Origin of the sequence: Magnetospirillum sp. WYHS-4 (assembly GCA_039908345.1) — a bacterium.
Classification (GTDB): Bacteria; Pseudomonadota; Alphaproteobacteria; order Rhodospirillales; family GLO-3; genus JAMOBD01.
In genome coordinates this window covers 24,876-47,600 of record JAMOBD010000016.1, presented here as the reverse complement: position 1 = coordinate 47,600, position 22,725 = coordinate 24,876, and the positions used below count along the sequence as shown (strand labels likewise).

The 22,725-nt window shown below is 66.9% G+C and carries 19 protein-coding genes; 8 read left to right on the top strand and 11 right to left on the bottom strand.

The features are described from left to right. The 4 genes from H7841_06975 to H7841_06960 all read right to left on the bottom strand — a co-directional run. The coding region (locus H7841_06975) for a DUF2309 domain-containing protein (protein MEO5336618.1) at positions 1-1,958 on the bottom strand (1,958 nt) is incomplete at its 3' end. 9 nt (positions 1,959-1,967) lie between these two features. After that, positions 1,968-3,434: an NADH-quinone oxidoreductase subunit M gene (locus H7841_06970; GenBank protein ID MEO5336617.1), complete on the bottom strand. Its 1,467-nt coding sequence runs from the start codon at positions 3,432-3,434 to the stop codon at positions 1,968-1,970. Between the two features lie 46 nt (positions 3,435-3,480). After that, positions 3,481-5,226: a sulfate permease gene (gene sulP / locus H7841_06965; protein MEO5336616.1), complete on the bottom strand. Its 1,746-nt coding sequence runs from the start codon at positions 5,224-5,226 to the stop codon at positions 3,481-3,483. A gap of 35 nt (positions 5,227-5,261) precedes the next feature. Continuing rightward, positions 5,262-5,408, bottom strand: a complete 147-nt coding sequence (locus H7841_06960; protein MEO5336615.1) for a hypothetical protein — start codon at positions 5,406-5,408, stop codon at positions 5,262-5,264. A gap of 347 nt (positions 5,409-5,755) precedes the next feature. Between H7841_06960 and H7841_06955 the strand changes: the two genes are divergently transcribed. The 5 genes from H7841_06955 (at position 5,756) to moaB (ending at position 11,969) form a co-directional block, all read left to right on the top strand. Further along, positions 5,756-7,204: an ATP-binding protein gene (locus tag H7841_06955; protein MEO5336614.1), complete on the top strand. Its 1,449-nt coding sequence runs from the start codon at positions 5,756-5,758 to the stop codon at positions 7,202-7,204. Further along, the gene (locus H7841_06950) at positions 7,201-8,553 is read left to right on the top strand and encodes a sigma-54 dependent transcriptional regulator (protein MEO5336613.1); all 1,353 of its coding nucleotides are present in this window, start codon (positions 7,201-7,203) and stop codon (positions 8,551-8,553) included. The genes H7841_06955 and H7841_06950 overlap by 4 nt, the downstream gene beginning before the upstream one ends. Positions 8,554-8,585: 32 nt before the next feature. Beyond that, positions 8,586-9,392 (top strand): uracil-DNA glycosylase, encoded by an 807-nt coding sequence (locus tag H7841_06945; GenBank protein MEO5336612.1) that lies wholly within the window; start codon positions 8,586-8,588, stop codon positions 9,390-9,392. A gap of 140 nt (positions 9,393-9,532) precedes the next feature. Then, positions 9,533-11,395, top strand: coding sequence for a lytic transglycosylase domain-containing protein (locus H7841_06940; protein MEO5336611.1), 1,863 nt, complete (start codon positions 9,533-9,535; stop codon positions 11,393-11,395). Then, on the top strand, positions 11,382-11,969 hold the full coding sequence (gene moaB / locus H7841_06935; GenBank protein MEO5336610.1) for a molybdenum cofactor biosynthesis protein B: 588 nt from the start codon (positions 11,382-11,384) through the stop codon (positions 11,967-11,969). Before H7841_06940 ends, moaB begins: the two co-directional genes overlap by 14 nt. Positions 11,970-11,980: 11 nt before the next feature. On the opposite strand, the gene H7841_06930 is transcribed toward moaB, so the two are convergent. The 7 genes from H7841_06930 to H7841_06900 are packed head-to-tail and all read right to left on the bottom strand — an operon-like array spanning position 11,981 to position 18,652. Next, positions 11,981-12,811, bottom strand: a complete 831-nt coding sequence (locus H7841_06930) for an NAD(P)-dependent oxidoreductase (protein ID MEO5336609.1) — start codon at positions 12,809-12,811, stop codon at positions 11,981-11,983. After that, a complete protein-coding gene (locus H7841_06925) occupies positions 12,808-13,716 on the bottom strand; it encodes a transketolase (protein ID MEO5336608.1) in 909 nt (302 codons plus the stop codon). The genes H7841_06930 and H7841_06925 overlap by 4 nt, the downstream gene beginning before the upstream one ends. Before the next feature lie 3 nt (positions 13,717-13,719). Then, positions 13,720-14,547: a transketolase gene (locus H7841_06920; protein ID MEO5336607.1), complete on the bottom strand. Its 828-nt coding sequence runs from the start codon at positions 14,545-14,547 to the stop codon at positions 13,720-13,722. Continuing rightward, the gene (locus tag H7841_06915; GenBank protein MEO5336606.1) at positions 14,544-15,539 is read right to left on the bottom strand and encodes an aminoglycoside phosphotransferase family protein; all 996 of its coding nucleotides are present in this window, start codon (positions 15,537-15,539) and stop codon (positions 14,544-14,546) included. The genes H7841_06920 and H7841_06915 overlap by 4 nt, the downstream gene beginning before the upstream one ends. Further along, positions 15,529-16,086 (bottom strand): hypothetical protein, encoded by a 558-nt coding sequence (locus H7841_06910; GenBank protein ID MEO5336605.1) that lies wholly within the window; start codon positions 16,084-16,086, stop codon positions 15,529-15,531. The genes H7841_06915 and H7841_06910 overlap by 11 nt, the downstream gene beginning before the upstream one ends. Positions 16,087-16,094: 8 nt before the next feature. After that, positions 16,095-17,639 carry a PfkB family carbohydrate kinase gene (locus H7841_06905; protein MEO5336604.1) on the bottom strand — a complete coding sequence of 515 codons (1,545 nt, stop codon included), beginning with the start codon at positions 17,637-17,639 and terminating at the stop codon, positions 16,095-16,097. After that, positions 17,636-18,652 carry an SDR family oxidoreductase gene (locus H7841_06900; GenBank protein MEO5336603.1) on the bottom strand — a complete coding sequence of 339 codons (1,017 nt, stop codon included), beginning with the start codon at positions 18,650-18,652 and terminating at the stop codon, positions 17,636-17,638. Before H7841_06900 ends, H7841_06905 begins: the two co-directional genes overlap by 4 nt. A gap of 191 nt (positions 18,653-18,843) precedes the next feature. Here H7841_06900 and rimO point away from each other — a divergent pair, with 191 nt between their 5' ends. From rimO to H7841_06885, 3 genes are all read left to right on the top strand, one after another. After that, positions 18,844-20,223, top strand: coding sequence for a 30S ribosomal protein S12 methylthiotransferase RimO (rimO, locus tag H7841_06895; GenBank protein ID MEO5336602.1), 1,380 nt, complete (start codon positions 18,844-18,846; stop codon positions 20,221-20,223). Positions 20,224-20,419: 196 nt separating this feature from the next. Continuing rightward, on the top strand, positions 20,420-22,396 hold the full coding sequence (locus H7841_06890; protein ID MEO5336601.1) for a PAS-domain containing protein: 1,977 nt from the start codon (positions 20,420-20,422) through the stop codon (positions 22,394-22,396). A gap of 11 nt (positions 22,397-22,407) precedes the next feature. After that, positions 22,408-22,722 carry a hypothetical protein gene (locus tag H7841_06885; GenBank protein ID MEO5336600.1) on the top strand — a complete coding sequence of 105 codons (315 nt, stop codon included), beginning with the start codon at positions 22,408-22,410 and terminating at the stop codon, positions 22,720-22,722. Positions 22,723-22,725: the final 3 nt, after the last annotated feature.

Genomic DNA, 22,725 nt, shown 5'->3' with positions numbered 1-22,725 from the left:
CCCGGCGCCGCCGCCGCCGCCACCAGGGCCGGGCTCAGCAGCCCGCGATGGCTGCCCCGGAACACCAGGTCGCCCAAACGCAGGCGCCGGGCCCGGCGCTTGGCATGGGCATCGTGCAAGGCGTCCTGTCCCGTCCGGGGTTCCTCGCGGATCTCGTGGGAGGGCGTGACCACCACCGGGCAGAGCGCGGAAACTTCCTCGTCGTCCAGTCCCCGCCAGTTGATGGGCACGCCGAAGAAGCCGGCGGCGCCCAGGGTTTCCACGTCCGGATTACGTTCCTCCAGGTGGCGGCGGATGCCCTCCTCCCGGTCGTCCATGCAGAAGACCGCTTGGGCGGCCGGCCGCTCGTCGCGCCGCGCCCAGCGACCCCGGCCGCGGTTGGCGGCCAGGGCGCCCAGCACATGGTCGCGGTAGTGACGCTCGTAGGCCAGAAGCCACAGGTGCCCGGCCCGTTCCGGCGTCAGGCGGTCCAGGCAGGCCAGCAATTCCTCCGCCAGGTCCCGGCCGCCGGCCGCCACGTCGGCGGCGGACAAGCCCAGGTGCTGGGTCAGGCGGAACAGCCGCCAGCCGCTGCCAGATACGCCGTGGCCGACGGATTTCTCGGCTGCCGGCGACAGCCGCCAGGTCCAGATGCGATGGGCCAGGCCCTGCCAGTCCTCGTCGTCGGCCGGGTCCTCGCGCGAACGGCGAAGCAGGCCTTGGGCCTGACTGGCCAGATATTCGGGCAGGCGGCCGTTGAACAGGCTCCAGCGGACCAGCAGTTCCGGCCGCCGCCGCCGGAAATGCCAGCGGAACATGTCGAGCCGCGGCTCGACCCGGAATTCGGCGCGGCAGAGGCGCTGGGCGAAGAAGCGTTCCAGGACCAGGCGCACCGCCAGGTAGTCCATCATCTCCACCCGCTCGGGCGCCAGCTTGCGATAGCCGGGCCGAAGGCTCCGCCACATCATCATGCCCGACCATCCCGGCAGTTCCAGGGCCAGGCGCTCCAGGTAGGCGTCCCAACGGTCCTCGGGCAGGCCCAGGAGGGTGAGTTCCTCCAAGATGGCGGCGAGCGGCTCGTCGGGCAGGTCGTCGACCGCTTCCTTCCAGTCGGGGAAGTCTTCCAGGCGCGGGCCGGCATCGGTGCGGGCGTTGTGCCGCCAGGCGGCGTAGAAGCCCCGGTCGCGGCCGGGCAGGTTCCAGGCCGCCAGCCCCTCGTCGAGGAACGAGGCCAGATGGCGCAGCAGGTAGGGGCGCATCTCGTCCAGGATGTCGCGGCCGGTGAGCCGGAACAGCAGGCCGCGCAAGGTGATCTCGCGTCCCACCTTGCCTTCCAGGGCGGCGAGCAGGCGGTCGGCCTCGTGGCGGATCAGGTGGTGGGTGCGCAACTGCTCCGCCTCGACCTCGATCGAGGACAGCCCGGCCAGCAGCCGTTCCGCCCGTTCGGGCGCCAAGTCGACCAGGTCCTCGGCATGGGAAGGTTCGTGCTCCAGCCCCAGCGCCGCCAGGCAGGCCTCCCAAAGGGCGGCGACGGCTTTTGGGCCGCCGCGGCGCAAGTCCTCGGGCAGATCGGGCTGCCAGGTCTCCAGCGCTCCCATCTCGTCCATCTGCCAGGCCAACTGGCAGGCGGTCAGGGGCTTGAAGTCGTGCAGCAGGGCCGTCCGATAGACGTCGAGGCGGCGGAGCGGCCCGACAGGCCGGCCGGCTTCCAGGTCCGCGTCCTCGGACAGGACCTCCTCCAGCCCGCCGCGGGTGATGCGGCCCTGGCGGAAGAAGGCCCGGTATTCCGCCTGCGGCAGGAAGCCGAAGATGCCGTTGACCCGGTGGGCCTCGGCCAGGGCTTCCGAAAAGGGCAGGTGCTGGAAGCCGTGCAGGGTGTTGTGATGGACGAAGTCGCGGATCGAGGCCTGGCCGGGCAGCACGTGCTCCAGGTGGTGGATGGCGTGGCGCAGGCGGTCGTGCAGGGAAGAACGATCCATCGGCCCCCCCTAGATCCGGCCCGCGAAGGCGGCGCTGAACTTGCCCACCGTCGCCGCCATCAGGTCCAGGGCCGGGGCCGGAGCGATGCCCAGCCCCACCACGGCCACCGCCAGCAGGCTCGCCGCCGCCAGTTCCAGGCGTTGCAGGTCGGGAACGTCGCGCATGGTCTCGCGCACCGGGCCGGTGAACAGGCGTCCGACGGTACGCACCGAATAGGCTGCGCTGATCAGCATGCCGGCGCTGAGCAGCGCCGCCAGCCAGCCCCAGCGCTGGAAACTGCCGATGATCGCATGCAGCTCGGCGATGAAACCTGCCGTGCCCGGCATGCCGACGGCGGCCACGAAGGCCAGCGAGGTGAAGAACGCGAAGCGCGGCGTCACCCGCACCAGGGAACTGTAGTCGGCAATCTCGCGGGTATGGGTGCGCTGGTACAAAAGCCCGATCAGAAGGAACAGCGAGCCGGCCACCAGGCCGTGGGCCACCATCTGCATCACGGCGCCGGTCATGCCGGCCTCGTTGAGAGTGGCGATGCCCAACAGCACCACCCCCATGTGGCTGATGGAGGAATAGGCGATCATCGCCTTCAAGTCGCTCTGGCGCCAGGCCAGCACGGCGCCGTAGAGCAGGCTGGCGAAAGCCAGGGTCATCAGGGTTCCCTGCAAGGCGATCAGGGCTTCGGGCAGCATGGCTCCGGCCCGGATCAAGCCGTAGGAGCCCATCTTGAGCAGCACTCCGGACAGCAGGATGCTGACCGGGCTGGGGGCTTCCACATGGGCGAGGGGCAGCCAGCCGTGCAGCGGAAAGATGGGCATCTTGACGCCGAAGCCGATCAGGAACCCGAGGAAGATCAGCACCTGGGTCTCGCGCGGCAGGGCCTTCAGGCCGGTCGTCATCTCGGCCATGGCGAAGCTATGGGCGGCAGCCTCGTCGAAGGCCAGCAGCAGGGCGATCAGCATGAAGACCGATCCGCCCATGGTATAGAGCACGAAGTTGAGCGCCGCGTGGTTGCGCCGTTCGCCGCCCCAGCGGTTGATGAGGAAGAACAGCGGCAGCAGAGTCAGTTCCCAGAACACGTAGAACAGCGACCAATCCTGAGCCATGAAGACGCCCAGCATGGCGGCTTCCAGCAGCAGCATGGACAGGTAGTAGCCCTTGAGCTTCTCGCGGATGCCCGTGGACGCCAGCAGCGCGACGAAGCAGAGCAGAGTGGCCAGCAGCACCATGGGAAACGAAAAACCGTCCACCCCCAGGGCATAGTAGCTGCCCAGCCGGGGATGCCAGGGGATCTTCTCGAAGAACTGCAGGCCGGCCGCCTTCCGATCAAAGGCAAGCAGCAATTCCCAGGCAGACGCCAGGGCGGCGCCCGAGGCCGCCAGGGCGATACCGCGGATCGGCCGAACCGCTCGGCGGGGCAGGACGGCGATGATCGCCGCTCCCAGAACCGGCATCAGAAGGAGCAATGTCAGCGGCTGCATGAGTCCTGCAATATCCCGAGGGGACGCGTCCCCGCAAGCCAAACCCTCAGGAAGCCGCCGCCAAAGCGGGATCGGCCGGCCGCTTGGGCATCAGGGGACGGAAGGTCGCCTCGCCGCCCAGGCGGTCGTAGATCGCGGCCAAGGCCATGTCCTCGGTGGGGAAGATGTTCCCCTGGGCCAGCAGGTCGAACAGGCCGGTATGGTGCATCACCTCGATCACCTGCCGCTTTAGGCCGGAAAAGACCAGGGCGATGCCGTTGCCCTCAAGGCGTTCGGCCAAGTGATGGATCACCTCCTCGCCGGAGGCGTCCAACTGGTTGATGCCGTCGCCCACCACCAGGAGGAACTTGGCGTCGGGCTGGGCGGCGACCGCCGCCAGCACCATGTCCTCGAAGTAGGAGACGTTGGCGAAATAGAGCTGGCCGTCGAAGCGGATGACGATGATGCGCGGGTCGGTGGGCAGGTTGGGATAGACCGCCAGGTCGCGCAGCGTTCCGTCCTCGAAGCGGCCCAGTTGCGCCACGCGCGGGCGCATGGTCCGGTAGAGGTAAAGCACGATGGCCAGCCCGGCGCCGACCATGATGCCCTTGTCCAGGTGTGGCGCGAAGGCCAGGGTGGCGAGGAAGGTCACCGCGGAGGCCGCACCGTCGTGCCGGTTGGCATGCCAAGCGTGGCGAATGGCCTTGAAATTGACCAGGCCGATCACCGCCATCATGATCACCGCCGCCAGCACCGCCTGCGGGAGATTGTAGAGCAAGGGCGTCAGGAACAGCAGCGTCACCAGCACCATGGCCGCCGTGAAGACCGACGACATGCCGGTCTTGGCGCCGGCGTTCAGGTTGACCGCCGACCGGGAGAAGGAGCCGGAGGCCGGATAGGCCTGGGTCAGGCTGCCGACCAAGTTCGCGAGGCCCTGGCCGATCAGTTCCTGGTTGGGGTCGATGCGGTCCCGGGTCTTGGCCGCCATGGCCTTGGCGATGGAGATCGCTTCCATGAAGCCGACCAGCGAGATGATGATCGCGCTGGGCAGAAGCTGGGCCATCATGTCCAAGTCGAGACGGGGCAGGGCGACGCTGGGCAGGCCTTGGGGGATTTCGCCGACCACGGCGCCGCCCAAGCCCTTGAAGTCGATCAGCCAACTGGTGACGGTGGTCAGCGCCACGGCGATCAGGACGTTGGGCAGGCGAGGCAGGTATTTCTTCAGGCTCCACATGATGGCGAAGGCGACGATGCCGAAGGCGAAGGTCGGCCAATGGGTGGCGCCCACCTGCTGCAGCACGCCCCAGATGTCCTGGGCGAAATTTTCGCTGCGGCCCATCGGGACGCCGAAGATCTTGGACAGTTGCGACAGGCCGATGATGATGGCGGCGGCATTGGTGAAGCCGACGATCACCGGGTGGGACAGGAAGTTGACCACCACGCCCAGGCGCAAGAGGCCCAGGGTCAACTGCACGGCGCCCACCAGCAACGACATCAAGATGGCGTAGCCGATGAATTCGGCGGTGCCCGGCTGGGCATGGGGCATCAGGGCGGAAGCGGTGAGCAGCGAGACCACGGCAACCGGGCCCGTCGCCAGTTGCTTGGATGAGCCGAACAACGCGGCCATGGCCACCGGCAGAAAGGCGGCGTAGAGCCCGTAATAGGCGGGCAGGCCGGCCAACTGGGCATAGGCCATGGACTGGGGGATGAGGACAAGGGCCACGGTGACGCCGGCCAGCAGGTCGGCGCGCAAGACCGCGCCGCCCATCGGAAACCAGCCGAGGAAGGGAACGAACTTCTTGATGTTGTTCATGGTCGCCAATCTGGGATCTGAGGGAAGAGGAAAGGTCAGCGGGCAGGCCGGGACAGCGGCGGCGGAGCGGACCGCTTGTTCTCGGGTTCCTTCAGAAATTCCAGGGCCGTCCCCGGCTCGCCGGCCTCCGCGAAGGTCACGGCCATCATCAGGGCGTCGAAGCGGGTCGGCAGGCGGGGCATTTCATTTTCCTCTTATGCTCACGTGAAACCGACTTCTGTAGTGCATGGCCCATGCCAGAACGGCGTGGCACGGGAACAACCTGTTGAATCTACGTATTATTTTGTTCGACTGTCGTTCGGCAATTCGATAGAGCGGAGCTAAAAGATGTTGCATAAGGCAACCAGCTCGGCACGGACCGCAGGGAGCCTCCGGCGTGATATGGCGCGGAATGACAATGGGATCGGCGGAAATTTCCGCCTTGCAACGGTGTCCCTCTAGTCAATTGCACTGTGCAACGGCTGCCTGCTAGGATGTCGCGGCCGACCTTGTCGTTTCACACCGTCGTTTCCGCCTTCGGGAGGCTGTGGTGCTCCTTGGCTCCCTGCGCCAGAAGATCGTGTTCGCGTTCTATGCCATCGGCAGCCTGATCGTCGGGCTGGCGGCGGTGGCGTCCGCCGATTCGGTGCTGATCGAACGGAAGATCCAGCAGGGACAAAAGGTTTCCGAACTGTTCGACGCCGTATTGCAGATCCGCCGCTTCGAGAAGAATTACCTGCTCTACCACGAGCGTGCCGACCACCTGGAAACCCTGGAGAACGTTTCGGCCGCCCAGCATCTGCTTGCCAACCATCCCGAGGCCTTCGAGCCGCTGGCCGGCCACGCTGGCCTCGGGCGGCTGCAAGAAGGGCTGGCGGTCTATGCCGACCTGTTCGAGGGCTACGCCCGTCTCTATGGCGCCGGCGATTTCGTGCGGGCGGCGGCCCAGCAGGCGCCCCTGCGCCAAGCGGGCAAGGAAGTGGCCTCGATCGCCGAGGGACTGGCGGCGGCGGAACGCCGCCTGCTGGGCGCTTCGGTGGAGCGCCAGCGCGAGGTGCTGATCGTCGCCATCGTCGTCATCACTCTGCTGGCCGTGCTGGTCGGCCGTCTGGTCGCCGGCCGTGTCGCTCGCGCCCTGGGCCAAGTGGAGGAAAGCACCACCGCGGTGGCGCGGGGCCAGTTGGCCCGCATCGATCTGCCAGGTCAGGATCGCGAGATCGTCTCGCTGACCCGCGCCTTCAACCGCATGCTGGAAGAGATGGAACGCCGCCAGCGCCATCTGGCCCATACGGAAAAGCTGGCGGCGCTGGGCACCCTGCTTTCGGGCGTGGCCCACGAACTGAACAACCCTTTGTCAAACATCTCCTCATCCTGCCAGATTCTGCTGGAGGAAGGGGAAGCGGCAGATCCTCGGACCCTCCAGGCCCTGCTGGCCCAGATCGACGACCAGACCTTGAGGGCCCGCGGCATCGTCCGTTCGCTACTCGATTTCGCCCGCAAGCGCGAGACGTCGAAGGAGACCCAGGCGCTGGCCCCATTGGCGGAAGAAGCGGTGCGCTTCCTCAAGGGCGAACTCCCGGCGCGGATCGCCGTCGAGTTCGACATTCCTTCCGACCTCGAGGTGACGGCCGACCGCCAGCAACTCCAGCACCTGTTGCTGAACCTGGTGAAGAACGCCATCCAGGCCCTGGGCGAGAGCGGTCGCATCGTCGTGAGCGCCCGCCGCCATGCCGCGCCGCAGGTCGCCTGCGCGGCCGGACGGGCCATGGTGGAAATCGCCGTGGCCGACGACGGTCCCGGCATCCCGTCCGAGGTCTTGGCGCGCATCTTCGATCCCTTCTTCACCACCAAGCCGGTGGGCAAGGGCTCGGGGCTCGGGCTCTACATCGCCCACGAGATCGTGGAAGAGCACGAAGGCTGCATCGCCGTCGACAGCCCGCCCGGAGGCGGCGCGGCCTTCCATGTCTGGCTGCCGGTTCCCGGGGAGGCCGCGCCATGACGGCCCAGGGACGCCTGCTGATCGTCGACGACGAGGCCATCGCGCTGAAGAACCTGGAACACATCATGCGCAAGGAAGGCTACGATGTCGCCGCCTGCCAGAGCGGCGCCGAGGCCCTGACCCTGCTGGGCGAGCGGGAATTCGACGTGGTGCTGACCGATCTGCGCATGGAACAGGTGGACGGCACCCAGGTGCTCAAGGCCAGCCGCGAGCGCCATCCCGAGGCCGAGGTCATCATGATCACCGGCTACGCCACCATCGAATCCGCCGTCGACGCCATGAAGGGCGGCGCCTTCCATTACATCGCCAAGCCCTACCGGCTGGACGAGGTGCGCACCGTGGTGGCGGCGGCGCTCGACAAGGTGCGGCTCAGGCAGGAGAATCGCCGCCTGCGCGAACAGATCGAAAGCCTATCCAACCGCGCCCGCTTGGTCACCCGCGATCCCCAGATGCTGAAGCTCCTGTCGCTGGCCGAACGCATCGCCCCCACCGACTGCAACGTGCTGATCACCGGCGAGAGCGGCACCGGCAAGGAATTGGTGGCGCGCTTCCTGCACGAACACAGCCATCGGCGCGACGGCCCCTTTCTCGGCATCAACTGCGGCGCCTTCAACGAGGAACTTCTCGCCAACGAACTGTTCGGCCACCTCAAGGGCGCCTTCACCGGCGCCGCCACCGACAAGAAGGGCCTGATCCGTGCCGCCACCGGCGGCACCCTGCTGCTCGACGAGGTGACCGAAATGTCGCCGGCCATGCAGGTCAAGCTGCTGCGGGTCATCCAGGAAGGCGAGGTTCTACCCTTGGGCGCCACCAAGCCGGTGCCCGTGGACGTGCGCTACGTCGCCGCCACCAACCGCGACATCCAGCAAGAGATGAAGGGCGGCACTTTCCGCCAGGACCTCTATTTCCGCCTCAACGTGGTGATGCTGCACGTGCCGCCGTTGTCCGAGCGGCAGGGCGACATCCCGCTGCTCGCCCACCATTTCCTCAACCGCTATGCCATCCTGATGCGCAAGGATATCAAGGATATCTCACCCGCCGTCCTGCAGCGCCTGATGGCCCATTCCTATCCCGGCAACGTGCGCGAACTGGAGAATATCGTCGAAAGGGCGGTGGCGCTCTGCACCGGCCAAGTGATCGACGTCGCCCATCTGCCCGACGAATTCCGCGAATTCTCCCTTCCCGAAGCCGCCCCCGGCGAAAACCGCATTCCCACCTTGGCCGAGCACGAGATGGAATACATCAAGTGGGTGTTGGGCCGCACCGGCGGCAACCAGACCCAGGCCGCCCACCTGCTGGGCATCGACCGGGTATCGCTCTGGCGCAAGTTCAAGCGTCGGCAGGCCTAGGCTGAAAAGCCGTTTCCTGCTAAGACGGGGCCATGGCCGAAGTCCTATCCGTCCGCGCCCTGATGGAATTCTACCTGGCCGCAGGGGTCGACGAGACCATCGGCGAGACGGCGGTCGACCGTTATGCGGCGGCGATCATGCCCGTCGTCGCCTCCTCTCCGCCACCGTTGCCGGCCCCGCCGCTCGTCGCCTTGGCGACTCCCGCCCTGCCGCCCACCGGTGACGCGGCCGTCAAAGGCGCCGTGGCCGCCGCCGCCAACGCCCGCTCGCTGCCCGAACTCCGCCAGGCGCTGGAGACCTTCGACGGCTGCCCCTTGCGCAAGACCGCCACCAAGCTGGTCTTCACCGACGGCAATCCCCAGGCCCGCGTCCTGCTGATCGGCGAAGCGCCGGGGGCCGAGGAAGACCGCCAGGGACTGCCCTTCGTCGGCGCCTCGGGCAAGCTGCTCGACCGCATGCTGGCCTCCATCGGCCTTGATCGGGATGGGGTGCTGATCTCCAATACCGTTTTCTGGCGCCCGCCCGGGAACCGCACGCCCACCACATCGGAAACCGCGGTCTGCATGCCCTTCGTCGAACGGCTGGTCGAACTGGTCGATCCATTGGTGTTGGTCGCCTTGGGTGGCCCGGCGGCCAAGGCCCTGTTGGCGCAAGGCGCGGGCATCAGCCAGTTGCGCGGCCGCTGGTTCGGCTATTCGACCGCCCGGTTGTCCCACCCGATCCAGGCCACGGCCTTGTTCCATCCCGCCTATCTTTTGCGGTCGCCGGCCCAGAAGCGGCTGGCCTGGCGGGACCTCCTGGACATCCGTCGAAAGTTGGATGAGCTTCATATCCACTAGGCGTGGGGTATTGCAGGGGGCACTCCCACTAAAGCTGCGAATGCTTACAAATTATGACGGTTGTCATCGCGCTTTCGATGGGTTATAGGGTTAATAGAGGGTTAACGGATTTCCGGGGATTTCCTGGGGGAGACAGCCGCGTGCCATTCGACCACGGCCAAGCGCAAGTGCGCCGTTACCGATTCATTCCCGCTCTTCTGCTGTCCGCCGCTCTGGTCGGGGCGGGCGCTTCGGCGTATGCCGAGGACGAGGATACCGTCACCGCTCCCGTTGCCACCGCCTCCCTTCCTTCTGCCGCCGCGCCGGCCGTCGAGGAATCGGTCCGTCTGCAGATCCTGTCCGAGGCCGATGCCGAAATCTATCAACAGATCTTCGCCGCCCAGGAGAACGGGGACTGGCGGATCGCGGACACCCTGATCCGCAAGGTCGACGACAAGCTGCTGCTGGGTGCCTTACAGGCCCAGCGCTATCTTCATCCCCGCTACAAGCCGACGGCCGAGGAGTTGAAGTCCTGGATGGACTCGTTCCACGACCAGGGCGACGCACGGGCCATCCACAAGGCCGCCCACCCGGCCAAGGGCAAGGCTCCCAAGGGGTTGCGCGCGCCTTCGGGCGGCTACCTGGTGGGGGGCGGCCATTCGGGCGAACGTATCTATGGCGCTCCCAAGGCTCCGGCCAAGAGGCTCTCGGCCGCCGAAAAGGCGGAAGCCGAGAAGCTGATGGGCAAGGTGGCCGCGCTTTCCCGCAAGGGCGCGACCAAGAACGTCCGCGGCGTCCTGGAAGAGGACCGGGCCAAGAGCCTGCTCAGCACCGTCGACTACGACCGCTACCGGCTCAAGCTGGGAACCGGCTACTTCGTCGACGGCCTGGACGACAAGGCACTGGAATGGGTGCTGCCGGTCGCCCAGCGGTCCGGCGCCTACATCCCCGACGCCCATTGGATCGCCGGGCTCAGCTATTGGCGCATGGGCCGCCTCGACGAGGCGGGTCGTCAGTTCGAGCGGGCGGCGGAAGTCGCCGGCCAGTCGCAGTGGGCCATCTCGGCGGCGGCCTTCTGGGCGGCGCGCACCTATATGATTAGCGGCCGGCCGGAAAAGGTGAACCGCTGGCTGTCCAAGGCCGCGTCCTACCCACGCACCTTCTACGGCATTCTGGCGGCGCGGGTGCAGGGGCATCCGCTGCCCTTCAATTGGGAAGTGCCGGCCCTGACTGCGGAATTGGCGGCCGGCTTGGCCGCCACGCCCCAGGGCAAGCGCGCCCTGGCCCTGCTGCAGGTCGGGCGGACCGAAACCGCCGATCAGGAACTGCGTATCCTGGCCGCATCGGCCGGGGACGAGACCCGGCGCGACATCCTCGTCGTCGCCATGCACTACAACTTGGCCGGCTTGGCCATGCGGCTGGACAACATCCTGCATCGGGACAATGGCGGCTTCGACGCCGCCGCCTTTCCGCTGATGAATTGGAACGCTCCCGGCGGCTCCAAGGCGGACCGCGCCCTGGTCTTCGCCATCGTCCGCCAGGAATCGGGATTCAACCCCCGCGCCCAGAGCCCGGCCGGCGCCCAGGGCCTGATGCAGATCATGCCCGGCACCGCCAGCTTCGTCGCCAACGACCGCCGCTACCGCGGCAAGAATCGCAGCGACCTGCTGGATGCGGACCTGAACCTCTACCTGGGCCAGAAACTGATCGGGCGGCTGCTCGACGATCCGGCCGTGCAGGGCGACATGTTCCAACTCGCCGCCGCGTGGAACGGCGGGTCCGGCAACCTGGACCGTTGGGTGCGGCGCGGCAACCATCAGGACGATCCGCTGCTGTTCATCGAATCGATCCCGGTGCGCGAGACCCGCGAGTTCATCGAGAAGATTCTCACCAACCTCTGGGTCTACCGCCACCGTCTGGGTCAGGCGATACCGGAACTCGACGCCATTGCGTCGGGCGAACGTCCGATCTATACCCGCCTCGACGAATCCATGGTCGTGGTGGCGGAAAATGGCGAAGATTGAAGGGCACCGGGATTTCCTTCCGGTCCATATCGCGGTCCTGACGGTATCCGACAGCCGTACGTTGGATAACGACAAGTCCGGCCAGACCCTTGCCGATCGCATCGGGGCGGCCGGTCACGTCGTCGCCGACCGCGACATCGTCACCGACGACGTCGACCGCATCGTCGCTCGGGTCAAGGCCTGGATCGACGATCCGGCCATCGACGTGGTGATCGCCACCGGCGGTACCGGCGTCACCGGGCGCGACGTGACGCCCGAGGCCTTTCGGCAGGTCTTCGAAAAGGAAATTCCCGGTTTCGGCGAGTTGTTCCGTATGCTGTCCTTCCAGAAGATCGGCACCGCGGCCATCCAGTCCCGCGCCCTGGCCGGCTTGGCCAACGGGACCTACCTGTTCGCCCTCCCTGGCTCCACCGGGGCTTGCCGCGACGCCTGGGACGATATCCTGGTGAACCAGCTCGATTCCCGCTGCCCCCCCTGCAATTTCGTCGAACTGATGCCGCGCCTGAAGGAGCACCTGACGGCGGACGGAGGCCATCGCCACGATCATTCCCACGACGCGCCGAAGCGCAAGTAGCCGGTTGACGGCTACGCCTCCATCGCCCCCAGCGCCTCTTGCCACGACCGCAACGGCGGGCGCTTTCGCGACACCAGCGGAGTGACCGTGTTCTTCTTCCCCAGCGAAGGAAAGTCGTGGCAGGAAGCGGGCTCGACGCGGGTGGCGAGGCCGGCCTGGCGGACGGCTTCCGACACCAACTCGTAAAGCGAGGCCTGGCCGGCGTTGGCCAAGTGGTAGAGCCCGTGGTCCCAGCCGTCGTCCAGGGCCCGGCGCACCGCGTGGGCCACATCCAGGCTGAGCGTCGGGCTGGTGACGATGTCGGCGGCCAGGCGCAATATCGGCTCGCCGGCCCGCGCCTTGTCCAGCATGCGCTCCAGCAACTGGTTGCGCTTGGCCGAGGGCCCGAAAAGCACCGGCAGGCGGAACAGGTAGTGGCGGGGCGTGGCATCCCGGACCAGCAGGTCGCCCATGTACTTGGAATGGCCGTAGACGTTGACCGGGTCGGGCTCGTCGTCCTCGGTCAAGGGCCGGCCGAGGGCGCCGGAAAATACCGTCTCGGTGGAAAAATGCACCATCGTCCCGCCGCTGTCCGCCATCAGGCGGGCCAGCAGGCGCGGCAGATAGGCGTTCAGTCGGCAGGCGGCGTTGGGGTCCTTTTCGCAGGCGTCGATGCCCAGCATGGCCACCGCGTTGATCGCGATGTCGGGCTTATCCCTTTCCACCCGTGCCCGCACCGCGGCGAAATCGCGGGCGTCCAGGTCGGCCGAGGATAGCCCGGTCACCCGGTAGCTGCCGGCCAGCGCCCGCGACAGTGCCGTGCCCATCTTGCCGCTGGCCCCGAAAAGCAGGACCGTTTTCATGCCAGGGCCTCCCGTACCGATTTCGCGATGCCTGCGGAATCGAGCCCGAAGCGGGCCAGCAGACCGTCCTGGGAGCCGTAGTTGTGCACGAAGGCATCCGGCAAAGCGAGGCGCAAGAGGCGCGGTACCGGCATCGCCTCACGGTCGGCGAAGGCTTCCAGCACCGCGCTGCCCAGGCCGCCGGTGCGGATGTGTTCCTCCACCGTCGCCACCAGCCGCCTTCCTTCCGCCAGCCGGAAGAGGGCGGCGGTGTCCAAGGGCTTGACGGTCGGCAGATGCAGCACCGCCGCATCCAGAACATCCGCCGCCTGCAAGGCCTTGGCCGTCATCACGCCGGTGGAAACGATCAGCACGTCGCCGCCATCCCGCATGGGAATCCCCCGGCCGAGGGTGAAGCCGCCTTCTTCCTTCGAGACCACCGGGTCGCCCCCCTTCCCCAGGCGGATGTAGATCGGTCCCCGCCAATCCAGGGTGCAGGCCATCATGCGCCGCATCTCGTCGGCATCCGCCACGGCCACCACCGCCATGCCGGGCAGGGCCCGCATGATCGCCATGTCCTCGATGGCCGTATGGGTCGGCCCGAGGGGGGCGTAGACCAGGCCGCCGCCGTTGCCGATCAGGCGCACCGGCAGGCCGTGCAGGCAAACGTCCACCGCCACCTGCTCGAAACAGCGGCGGGTCAGGAAGGTGGCGATGGTATTGACGTAGGGGATGTAGCCTTCCATCGCCAAGCCCGCCGCCATGCCGACAACGTTGGCTTCGGCGATGCCTTCGATGAAGAAGCGATCGGGGAATTCCGCCTTCATGGCGTCCAGGGTGCCCGCGCCGGGGTCGGAACCGATATAGACCACCCGTTCGTCCCGCCGGGCCAACTGGTGCACCATGTCGAGGGCAGCCTTGCGCATGGCTCAGTCCTCCACGTCCGGGGCGCCCAATGCGGCGCGGATGGACTCCATCTCGACGTCCTTCAGCTTGTTCTTGTGGTGCCAGTCGGGATTGTTCTCGGCCATCGGCACCCCCTTGCCCTTCACCGTATGGCAGATGACCGCCGACGGCCTGCCCGGGTCCAGCGGCAGGCGGGAGAACGCGGCGCGCAGCGATTCCAGATCGTGGCCGTTGGCCTCGGCGACCGCGAAACCGAAGCTCCGCCACTTGTCGGCCAGGGGTTCCAGGTCCATCACCAGGGTGGTCGGGCCGTAGGACTGCAGCTTGTTGTAGTCGATGACCGCCGTCAGGTTGGCGAGGCGGTGCTTGCCGGCCGCCATGGCGGCCTCCCAGACCGAGCCCTCGTTCAGTTCGCCGTCGCCCATGACCACGAAGACGCGCGCGTCGCGACCCTTCATGCGCTGCGCCAGGGCCATGCCGACGCCGATGGACAGGCCGTGGCCGAGGGCCCCGGTCGACGCCTCGACGCCGGGAACCAGGCCACGTTCCGGATGGCCGCCCAGAATGCTGTCGGCACCGCAGAATCCAGCCAGTTCGGCCACCGGGAAGAAGCCCTTGTCGGCCAGCATGGCATAAAGCGCCAGGCAGCCGTGACCCTTGCTGAGAATGCAGCGGTCGCGATCCGGCCAGTCGGGCTCGCCGGGCCGCAGGCGCAGCACCTCGTCGTAGAGCACCCGCAGGATCTCGATCAGCGACAGAGCCGGGCCCAGATGGCCCCGTCCGGCTGCGACCATGGCGTCCACCACCATCCAGCGCAACGCCCGCGAGCGCTCGTCGAGCGGCGTGTTCAATGGGTCTTCCAAAGGGTCTCCAGTCGTGCCTTGGCACGAGCCAGTTGGCGGGCGCGCGCCGCCTCCGCGTCGGGCACCCGGCCACCCAGGTTGCGGCGCTGCCACCGGTCGGCGCGGAATTCGTTGAGCAGGATCAGGCACCAGATCAGGCCGTACAAGGGATAAAGCACGTCCAGGCGATGGGCAAAGTCCGGGTCGCGGACCGCGAAGGCGGGGGCCACCCGGTCGCGGAAGCGTTCACCCAGGGACGGCGAAAGATCCATGCCGCCGTGCAGCATGACGTCGGCAATCGCCTTGGCCGGATCATCCCAGCCGAAGTATTCGAAGTCGAGAAAGGCCAGACGCCCGTCGGGGCGCCGAAGCGCGTTGTGGAAACCGAAATCCGACGGGCTCAAGGCCAACCGGTCCTCGGGCAGGCGGCTGGCGGCTCCGGGAAAGGCCTGAAAGACTCGGGTCACGATGCCATCCATGGCCGGCACCACCCGCTGTTGCAGGAACCCTTCCAGTTCCGGGACGTCATCGCAGACCTCGGTCAGGCGGCCCAGGCGCTCGGCGGCCTGCACCACCGCGTCCGCCGGGGCCAGGCATGCCGCCGAGGCTGGCCCGATCCCCGTGGCGCCTTCCCGCAGGCCTTGGAGGACGAGCAAAAAATCGGCCAACCGGTCAATGTCGTCCGGCGAGGGATCGCCGATGGCGGTTCCCTCGATCCATTCGTGGAGGGCGGCGTGGCCTTCGCGGGCCACGGGCCTGGGCACCGAGTCGATGCCGCTTTCGGCCAGAAAGGTCAGGGCCCGCCACTCGACGCCCAGACGATCGCGGGGATCTTCCTCCTGGGGCGGATAGACCTTGAGGGCGAACGTGGCGCCATCGCAGTCCAGACGCCAGATACGGTTGTTGCCGCCGATCCGCACCGGCCGGACGCCCACCACCGGCCGTCCGGCCAGCCGGGTGCCAAGCGCCAGGACTTCATCCTCGGAAGGTTCAGGCAGCATCGGCGAAGACCTCCCGTTCGATGGCCGGCCAGTCGCCGGTGAACCAGTGGCGCCGGGGTCCCGGCGGAAACCCGGGATCGTCCAGCACCTCCTTGAGGTCGTCGACGAAATGATCGAGACGAAGCGCCGCGATGCGGGCGATCTTGGCCTCGCGGGTCTCCTCGAAGAACACGTCGTCGCGATCGACATCGAGAACGGAGAAGAAGCCCTTGGCTTCCATCCAGGCGCGGGCGGCCGCGCGCAGATCGACGCGGGCCGGATCGAAATGGCCGAAGCGGGTCTTGTGGCTGACCACGAAGACCCGGGCGCCCTTCCGCCGACAGCGGATGAGGAAATGGTCCGCCCCGGCGATCAGGTCGGCCCGGGGCATCAGACGGCCGTAGGCTTGGCCTTGCAGGCGCTGCCAGTCGGAATCGGAGAGCGCAGCCTTGACCTCGGTCTTGCCGCCCGCGAAACCTGGGGGCAACAGGCCCAGCGCGACGGCTTCGTCGCGGAAGACGGCGTCGTAGCCGGCCAGGGTATTGTCGAAATCGATACCGACCCGCACTCCCGTCCTCACTTCAACAAGGTGGTCATGAACTTCACCAGCGGGATACGTTCCACCGACCGGCGATGGCCGACGATGCCGACCTTGATCGCCCCCACCGCGTTGCCGACGAAGGTCATCTGTTCCATGGAGGCGCCCGCCGCCGCCAAGGGTGCGGTCAGCACGAAGAAGGCGTCGCCGGCCCCCACCGTGTCGACCACGGTCTTGGTGAAGGCCGGCGCCTTGGACAAGGTCTTCTCGCCCTTCGTATAGCCCAGGCAGCCCTCGCGCCCGGTGGTCACCACGATGCGCGGGCAATCGATGCGCGACGGCAGGATGCGGCCCACCACCTCGGCGATGTCGGACAGGCGGTCGGATACCGCCAGGCGGGCTTCCGGGGCGTCGATACAGACGTAGTCGGCGCGCGGATACCTGGTAATCAGGTTGTAGCCCATGTTGGCGCTGTTGGACTGGGTATTGACCGCAAGAAAGCGGGCCGAACGCTCCAGCGCCGCGATGGTCGACGGCGTAATCAGGCCGTGGCCGAAATCGGTGACGATCACCAGATCGAATTCGGGACCCCGGTTCTCGATCAGGCTGACGATTTCGCGTTCGAAGTCGGGTGCCGTCGGCGTGTCGTCCATGTGGTAGACCTCGAACATCTTGCGCAGATAGCTGCGGTCGACGTAGCGGGTCTTGCGGGTGGTGGGGGCGGTCTCGCGGCGGAACATGTGCAGCTTGACGTTCCAGCGCATGGAATCGCGGATCACCTTTTCGTATTCCCAGTGCCGCCCGATGGTGGTCACCACCTCCACCTCGCGGCAGAAGTCGGCCACGTGGTTGGCGGCGGCGAAGACGCCGCCCGCGAAGACCTCGCGGCTGGAAAACTGGGTGGCGATGATGTGTTCCTTCGGCGACTTGCCGATGGCGGAAACGTACTTGTAATCATCGATGATGGCATCGCCGATCATCAGGACCCGGTAGTCCTTGATGCGGTCCAGCAGTTCCGTGTACTCGGCCAGGCGGTGGCGGGCGCGCTGCCCCTGCAGGTATTCGTCCAGATTGGGATCGAAGACCGACAGATAGCGGTTGATGAGCGACGACGACGAGAAGGTGGCGTCGTCGGTGAAGACCAGACGGCCGCCGTGGGCTTCCACGGCGCGGCGCTCGTCGACGATGCCGCCGGTCACGTCCTCCTCGGATTTCTCGTACTCCTTGCCCTTGGCGTAGACGGCGGGGCGGATGGCCTCGATGGCCTCCACCGCCAGCGGGAACTGGCAGATGCCGACGTAGTCGACGCATTCCAGGGCGGCCAGCATCTCGGCCCGCATCGGTTCGGCGAAGGCGGGCCGGCCCGGCCCCTTGTTGACGTGGGCGTCGCCGGTCAGGGTGACGATCAGCAGGTCGCCTTCGGCGCGGGCCGAGCGCAGGTGCCTGAGGTGCCCCACGTGCAGCAGGTCGAAAGTGCCATGGCATTGCACCACGGTGCGGCCGGCGTCGCGAGCCTGGCGGCTGAGGGCGGACAGTTCGTCCAGGGTCTTGAGCTTGCCGCGCAGGCCGTTGTCCTCGCTCATTTCCCGTCCCCCTCCTTGCCCAGGTAGCGGAACCAGTCGGCGGTGGCGCCCTTGATGGATTCGGGTTCCCAGACTACCGCCTGGCGCCAGTAGTCGATGTTTCCCAGCATGATTTCCACCCCTTCCTCGAAGGAAACCTTGGGCTTCCAGCCCAGCAGTGCCTTGATGCGCCGGGTGTCGGCGAAGGTGCAGTCGGGCTCGCCGGGGCGCTTGGGGATGTAGGTTACCGGCCCGCCCAGCAGTTCCACCAGCCGATTGACGCTGTAGGTGTTGTCGGAACCCACGTTCATCACCGCCCCCGACAGATCGGATTCGGCAGCCATCACGAAGGCTGCCACCACGTCGGTAACGAAGGTGAAGTCGCGGGTCTGGGTGCCGTCGCCAACCACGGTGAAGGGCTTGCCGGCCAGCTTCTGGGCCAGGAACACGCCAAAAACCGCGCCGTAGGTACCGGCGGTCCGGGCGCGCGGCCCGTAGACGTTGAACATGCGCAAGGAAACCGTCGGCAGGCCATAGGTCTTGTTCCAATGGCGGACGTATTCCTCGCCGACGTACTTGGTCAGCGCGTAGGGGTACATGGGCCGCATCTCGGCGCCTTCCGGCGTGGGATGGACGTCCGGGATGCCGTAGCAGGAGGACGACGCGGCGTAGACCAGGCGCTTGACGCCGGCGGCGCGGGCGCTTTCCAGGACGGCGAAGGTGCCGTCCACGTTGGAGCGGTGATAGACGGTCGGATCGACGATGGAGGGCACGATGTCGGCCATGGCCGCCAAGTGGAAGACCCAGTCCACCCCTTCGAACAGGGGCGCGATGGCCCCGCGGTCGGCGATATCGGCCCGATGCAAGGTCAGGCGCGAATCGCCCGCCAGATGGGCCAGGTTCTCTTCGGACCCGCCGGCGAAGTTGTCGATCGCCACTACCCGGTGGCCGTCGGCCAGCAGACGCTCGACGAGATGGCTGCCGATGAAGCCGGCACCGCCGGTTACCAGGGTCTTGCGAGGGGTTCTAGTCACGATCGAGGTCCATGGCTGGTGCGGTTCTGCACGGCGTCACGACGAAGGGGCGGGCGGCGCCGGACCCGCGTTCTTCGGTCTTCCGGTGCCGGGTCGGCATGATAGCACGGTTCGCCACGGCGGATAAGTCTCCTGCGGGGCGGAAAATCCGGGCTGGCGGGGATGGCGCCGCCGGGCCTATATAGTCGCCCATGAGCAAACCGCCATCCCGCGTCGGCATCGTGAGCCTCGGTTGCCCCAAGGCCCTGGTGGATTCCGAACGCATCCTGACCCGCCTGAAGGCCGAAGGCTACGATATCTCGCCGACCTACGAAGGGGCCGACGTCGTGCTGGTCAATACCTGCGGCTTCCTTGACAGCGCCAAGAAGGAATCCCTGGACGCCATCGGCGAGGCTATGGCGGAAAACGGCCGGGTAATCGTCACCGGCTGCATGGGCAACGAGGAAGACGCCATCCGCCGCCTGTTCCCCGAGGTCCTGTCGGTAAGCGGCCCACAGCAGTATGACGCGGTCGTCGAGGCCGTCCACGAGGCGGTGCCGCCCGCCCACAAGCCCTTCCTGAACCTGGTTCCGCCCCAGGGCCTGCGGCTCACCCCCAGGCACTACGCTTATCTCAAGATTTCCGAAGGCTGCGACCACGGCTGCACCTTCTGCATCATTCCCGCCCTGCGCGGTCGCTTGGTCAGCCGGACGGCTGCCGACGTGCTGGCCGAGGCGGAAGCTCTGGTCCAGGCCGGGGTGAAGGAGATTCTGGTCATTTCCCAGGACACCGGCGCCTACGGGTTCGACCTGCGCCACGCGGAAAGCGCTTGGCGCGGGCGGCCGGTCAAGGCACGGCTGACCGAACTGGCCGAAGCCCTGTCCGACCTGGGGGTCTGGGTCCGTCTGCACTACGTCTACCCCTATCCTCAGGTGGACGAGGTTATTCCCTTGATGGCGGCAGGCCAGATCCTCCCCTACCTGGACATCCCCTTCCAGCACGCCAGCCCGGCGGTGCTGAAGGCCATGCGCCGTCCCGGCCACCAGGAAAAGACCTTGGAACGCATCCGCGCCTGGCGCCGGGAATGCCCGGATCTCGCTATCCGGTCCGCCTTCATCGTCGGCTTTCCCGGCGAGACCGACGCCGATTTCGAGAATCTGCTGGCTTGGTTGGAGGAGGCGGAACTGGACCGGGTCGGCTGCTTCCGCTACGAGGCCGTCCAGGGAGCCGCGGCCAACGCCCTGCCGGACCCGGTGCCGGAGGAGGTCAAGGACGAACGGTGGAAGCGCCTGATGGAAGGCCAGGGGCGCGTTGCCGCCCGCCGTATGGAACGGCTGATCGGACGGACGCTGGACGTGCTGATCGACGAAGTGGACGAGGAAGGCGCCTTTGGCCGGAGCTTCGCCGATTCCCCTGAAATCGACGGCAACGTCTTCCTGAATGGAGAAATTCACTTGAAGCCGGGCGATAAAGTCCATGCGACCATCGAGCATGCCGACGCGGTCGACCTTTGGGGCTCGCTCGCCACCAAGCAGGCCGCCAAGTCCAGCTTCCCCGGCAAGCCGAAAAGACGGCAGGCGAAGACGAGGTAGGGCTAGGGTCCGGACCTATTATACCGCCCGGCCAATGAATCGATGGAGCAATCAGCCCTCCAGGCCGCCATCGACGAATGGCATTCGATCCGCCCAAGGGCCAAGCGCCGACATTGATGATGCGGCGGGAATGGACTATGAATCGGAGGGAAGTTCCGATGCCCGCCGTTCGCGGCAGGCCGGCAGGGAAAGTGGCATGGCGCGAGGGGTCGATATGACGGACGGGCTGGGCCTCGGGATGCGGATACTGGAATCCGTGCCCGATGCGGTCTTGGCCGTAGCCGCCGACCAGGAAGCGAAGGCCCCGGGGCCTCTCCGCGTGGTCTTCGCCAACATGGCCGCCGGTCGGCTGTTGGGGGTGGCTGCGGCCGATCTGATGGCCGCAACCCCGGCCGGTACGGCCGCCCTCCAACGAATTCCTGGCCTTCTGCCCCGCCTGGCCGCCGTTCTTGCCGACGGCAAGCCCGTCGAATGCGTCGAATGCATCGTCGACAGCCACCGGACCCTGTGGCTTCGACTGTCCATCCAGCCTTACGACGGGGGCGCGGTGGCGACGCTTTGCGATGTCAGCCGCCTGAAGGAGGATGGCGAGGTCCTGTCCGCCGCCGCCTGCCTGGGCGAGGCTATCGACACCCTCGACGACGGGTTCGGCCTGTTCGATCCCGGCGGGCGCCTGGTGATCTGCAACCGGCGCTTCCGCGACATCCTGGGGAACGGCAAGGAGCCGCTCCAGCCGGGATCGACCATCGCCGGCATCCTCCGGTCCGCCGCGGAACAGGACATGTTTCCCGCCGCTCGCGGGCGTATCGACCAGTGGCTGTCGGAGAAGATCGATCAGTTCAACGACGATGCCGTCCCTTGCGAGATCGAATACAAAGACAACCGCTGGCTCCGCGCCACCGCCCGCAAGACCCGCGAAGGCGGCACCGTCTGCCTATGGAGCGACGTCACCGGGGTCAAAGTGGCGGAAAACCGTATTCGCGACGCCTTGCACAGCACATCGGGAGGGTTCGCGCTCTGGGACCCGGCGGATCGCCTCGTGCTGTGCAACGACGAATATCGGCGCGTGGTGCCCAAGGTGGCCGACCGGCTGGTGGCCGGCGTTTCCTTTCGCCAGTTCCTGCAGGCGGCCCTTGAACAAGGCCAGATCCGCCTGGAGGAGGAAAATCCCGAGGCTTGGCTTGCCCGCCGCATGGCCAGCCACGTGGCCGAATCGGGCGAAGGCTATTTCGAGATGCAGATGGGCGACGGACGCTGGATACAGGCAAGCGAACGCCGTACCCGGGACGGCGGCGTCGTCTCCTTCCAAAGCGACATCACGGAGCTGAAAAAGGAAGAAATCCGCGCCCGCATGGAAGGCGAATACTACCGCCGCTACATGGACGAGATCTTCATCACCCGTTCGCGCCTGGAAAAGCAGGGGGCCGCCCTGGTCCGCCTTGCCGAGGACCTGTTCCAGGAAAAGGAGAAGGCGGAGCAGGCCAGCCTGCGCAAGACCCAATTCCTGGCCAACCTGAGCCACGAATTGCGCACCCCGATGAACGCCATCCTGGGCTTCGCCGAGATGCTGAAGCTGGAATTGTTCGGACCGCTGGGATCGGACCGCTACCTGCAATACGCCAAGGACATCTACGACAGCGGCCAGCACCTTCTGCAGTTGATCAACGACGTGCTCGACATGTCGCGCATCGAGGCGGGCCGCAAGGAACTGGTCCGCGAGACCATCGACCCGCGCGCGATCGCCGACGAATGCCTGCGCCTGGTCTACGAGCAGGCGGAGAAGCAGGGTGTCGTCCTGGTCAACACGGTACCCGTGGGTTCGGAGCCCCTCTCGGCGGATCGGCGCGCGGTCAAGCAATGCCTCGTCAACCTGCTGTCCAACGGCATCAAGTTCACCCCGTCCGGCGGGTCGGTGACCCTGTCCGCCGACCGTTTGGACATGTGGCAGGCCATCCGGGTGCGCGATACCGGCATCGGCATCCCGGCCGAGGACCTGCCGAAGCTTGCCAACCCTTTCGTCCGTTCGCTGTCGACCGCGAACGCCACCGACGACAGCACCGGTCTCGGGCTGGCAATTACCCGGGCCCTGGTGGAGATGCACGGCGGGAGCCTCGCCATCGACAGCGCACCGGGTAGCGGGACCACCGTCTCGCTACTCTTTCCCCGCATGTAGGCGGTCAGGCGATGGCAACCGAAATCTACATCTGCAGGCCGGGCCAGAGCCTCAAGGAAGGCAAGCTGGAATACAGCGATTCGATCGCCGACAAGGATGCGGCGGAAGCCGATGCCAAGGCCCGCTGCCGCCGCGACAAGACGATCCAGAAGGTGGCCTATTATGCCCTGGGCGACAGCGGCACCTTCCGCTGTTTCTATACGTTCGCCAATCCGGAATGCGGCGCGGGACCGGCCAAAAAGGCAGCGCCGGCCGCCAAGCCCAAGGCCAAGGCGCCGAAAAAGCCAACGCTGATCGAACGGATGCTTGCGCCCTTCAGGAAGTAGGCC

Bases quoted from the DNA above. Each gene is read 5' to 3' on its own strand.
- H7841_06960 (MEO5336615.1), bottom strand. From the start codon at position 5,408: ATGCCCCGCCTGCCGACCCGCTTCGACGCCCTGATGATGGCCGTGACC.
- H7841_06925 (MEO5336608.1), bottom strand. From the start codon at position 13,716: ATGCGCAAGGCTGCCCTCGACATGGTGCACCAGTTGGCCCGGCGGGAC.
- H7841_06885 (MEO5336600.1), top strand. From the start codon at position 22,408: ATGGCAACCGAAATCTACATCTGCAGGCCGGGCCAGAGCCTCAAGGAA.
- H7841_06930 (MEO5336609.1), bottom strand. From the start codon at position 12,811: ATGAAAACGGTCCTGCTTTTCGGGGCCAGCGGCAAGATGGGCACGGCA.
- H7841_06970 (MEO5336617.1), bottom strand. From the start codon at position 3,434: ATGCAGCCGCTGACATTGCTCCTTCTGATGCCGGTTCTGGGAGCGGCG.
- H7841_06950 (MEO5336613.1), top strand. From the start codon at position 7,201: ATGACGGCCCAGGGACGCCTGCTGATCGTCGACGACGAGGCCATCGCG.
- H7841_06890 (MEO5336601.1), top strand. From the start codon at position 20,420: ATGGCGCGAGGGGTCGATATGACGGACGGGCTGGGCCTCGGGATGCGG.
- H7841_06905 (MEO5336604.1), bottom strand. From the start codon at position 17,639: ATGAGCGAGGACAACGGCCTGCGCGGCAAGCTCAAGACCCTGGACGAA.
- moaB (MEO5336610.1), top strand. From the start codon at position 11,382: ATGGCGAAGATTGAAGGGCACCGGGATTTCCTTCCGGTCCATATCGCG.
- sulP (MEO5336616.1), bottom strand. From the start codon at position 5,226: ATGAACAACATCAAGAAGTTCGTTCCCTTCCTCGGCTGGTTTCCGATG.
- H7841_06915 (MEO5336606.1), bottom strand. From the start codon at position 15,539: ATGCTGCCTGAACCTTCCGAGGATGAAGTCCTGGCGCTTGGCACCCGG.
- rimO (MEO5336602.1), top strand. From the start codon at position 18,844: ATGAGCAAACCGCCATCCCGCGTCGGCATCGTGAGCCTCGGTTGCCCC.
- H7841_06945 (MEO5336612.1), top strand. From the start codon at position 8,586: ATGGCCGAAGTCCTATCCGTCCGCGCCCTGATGGAATTCTACCTGGCC.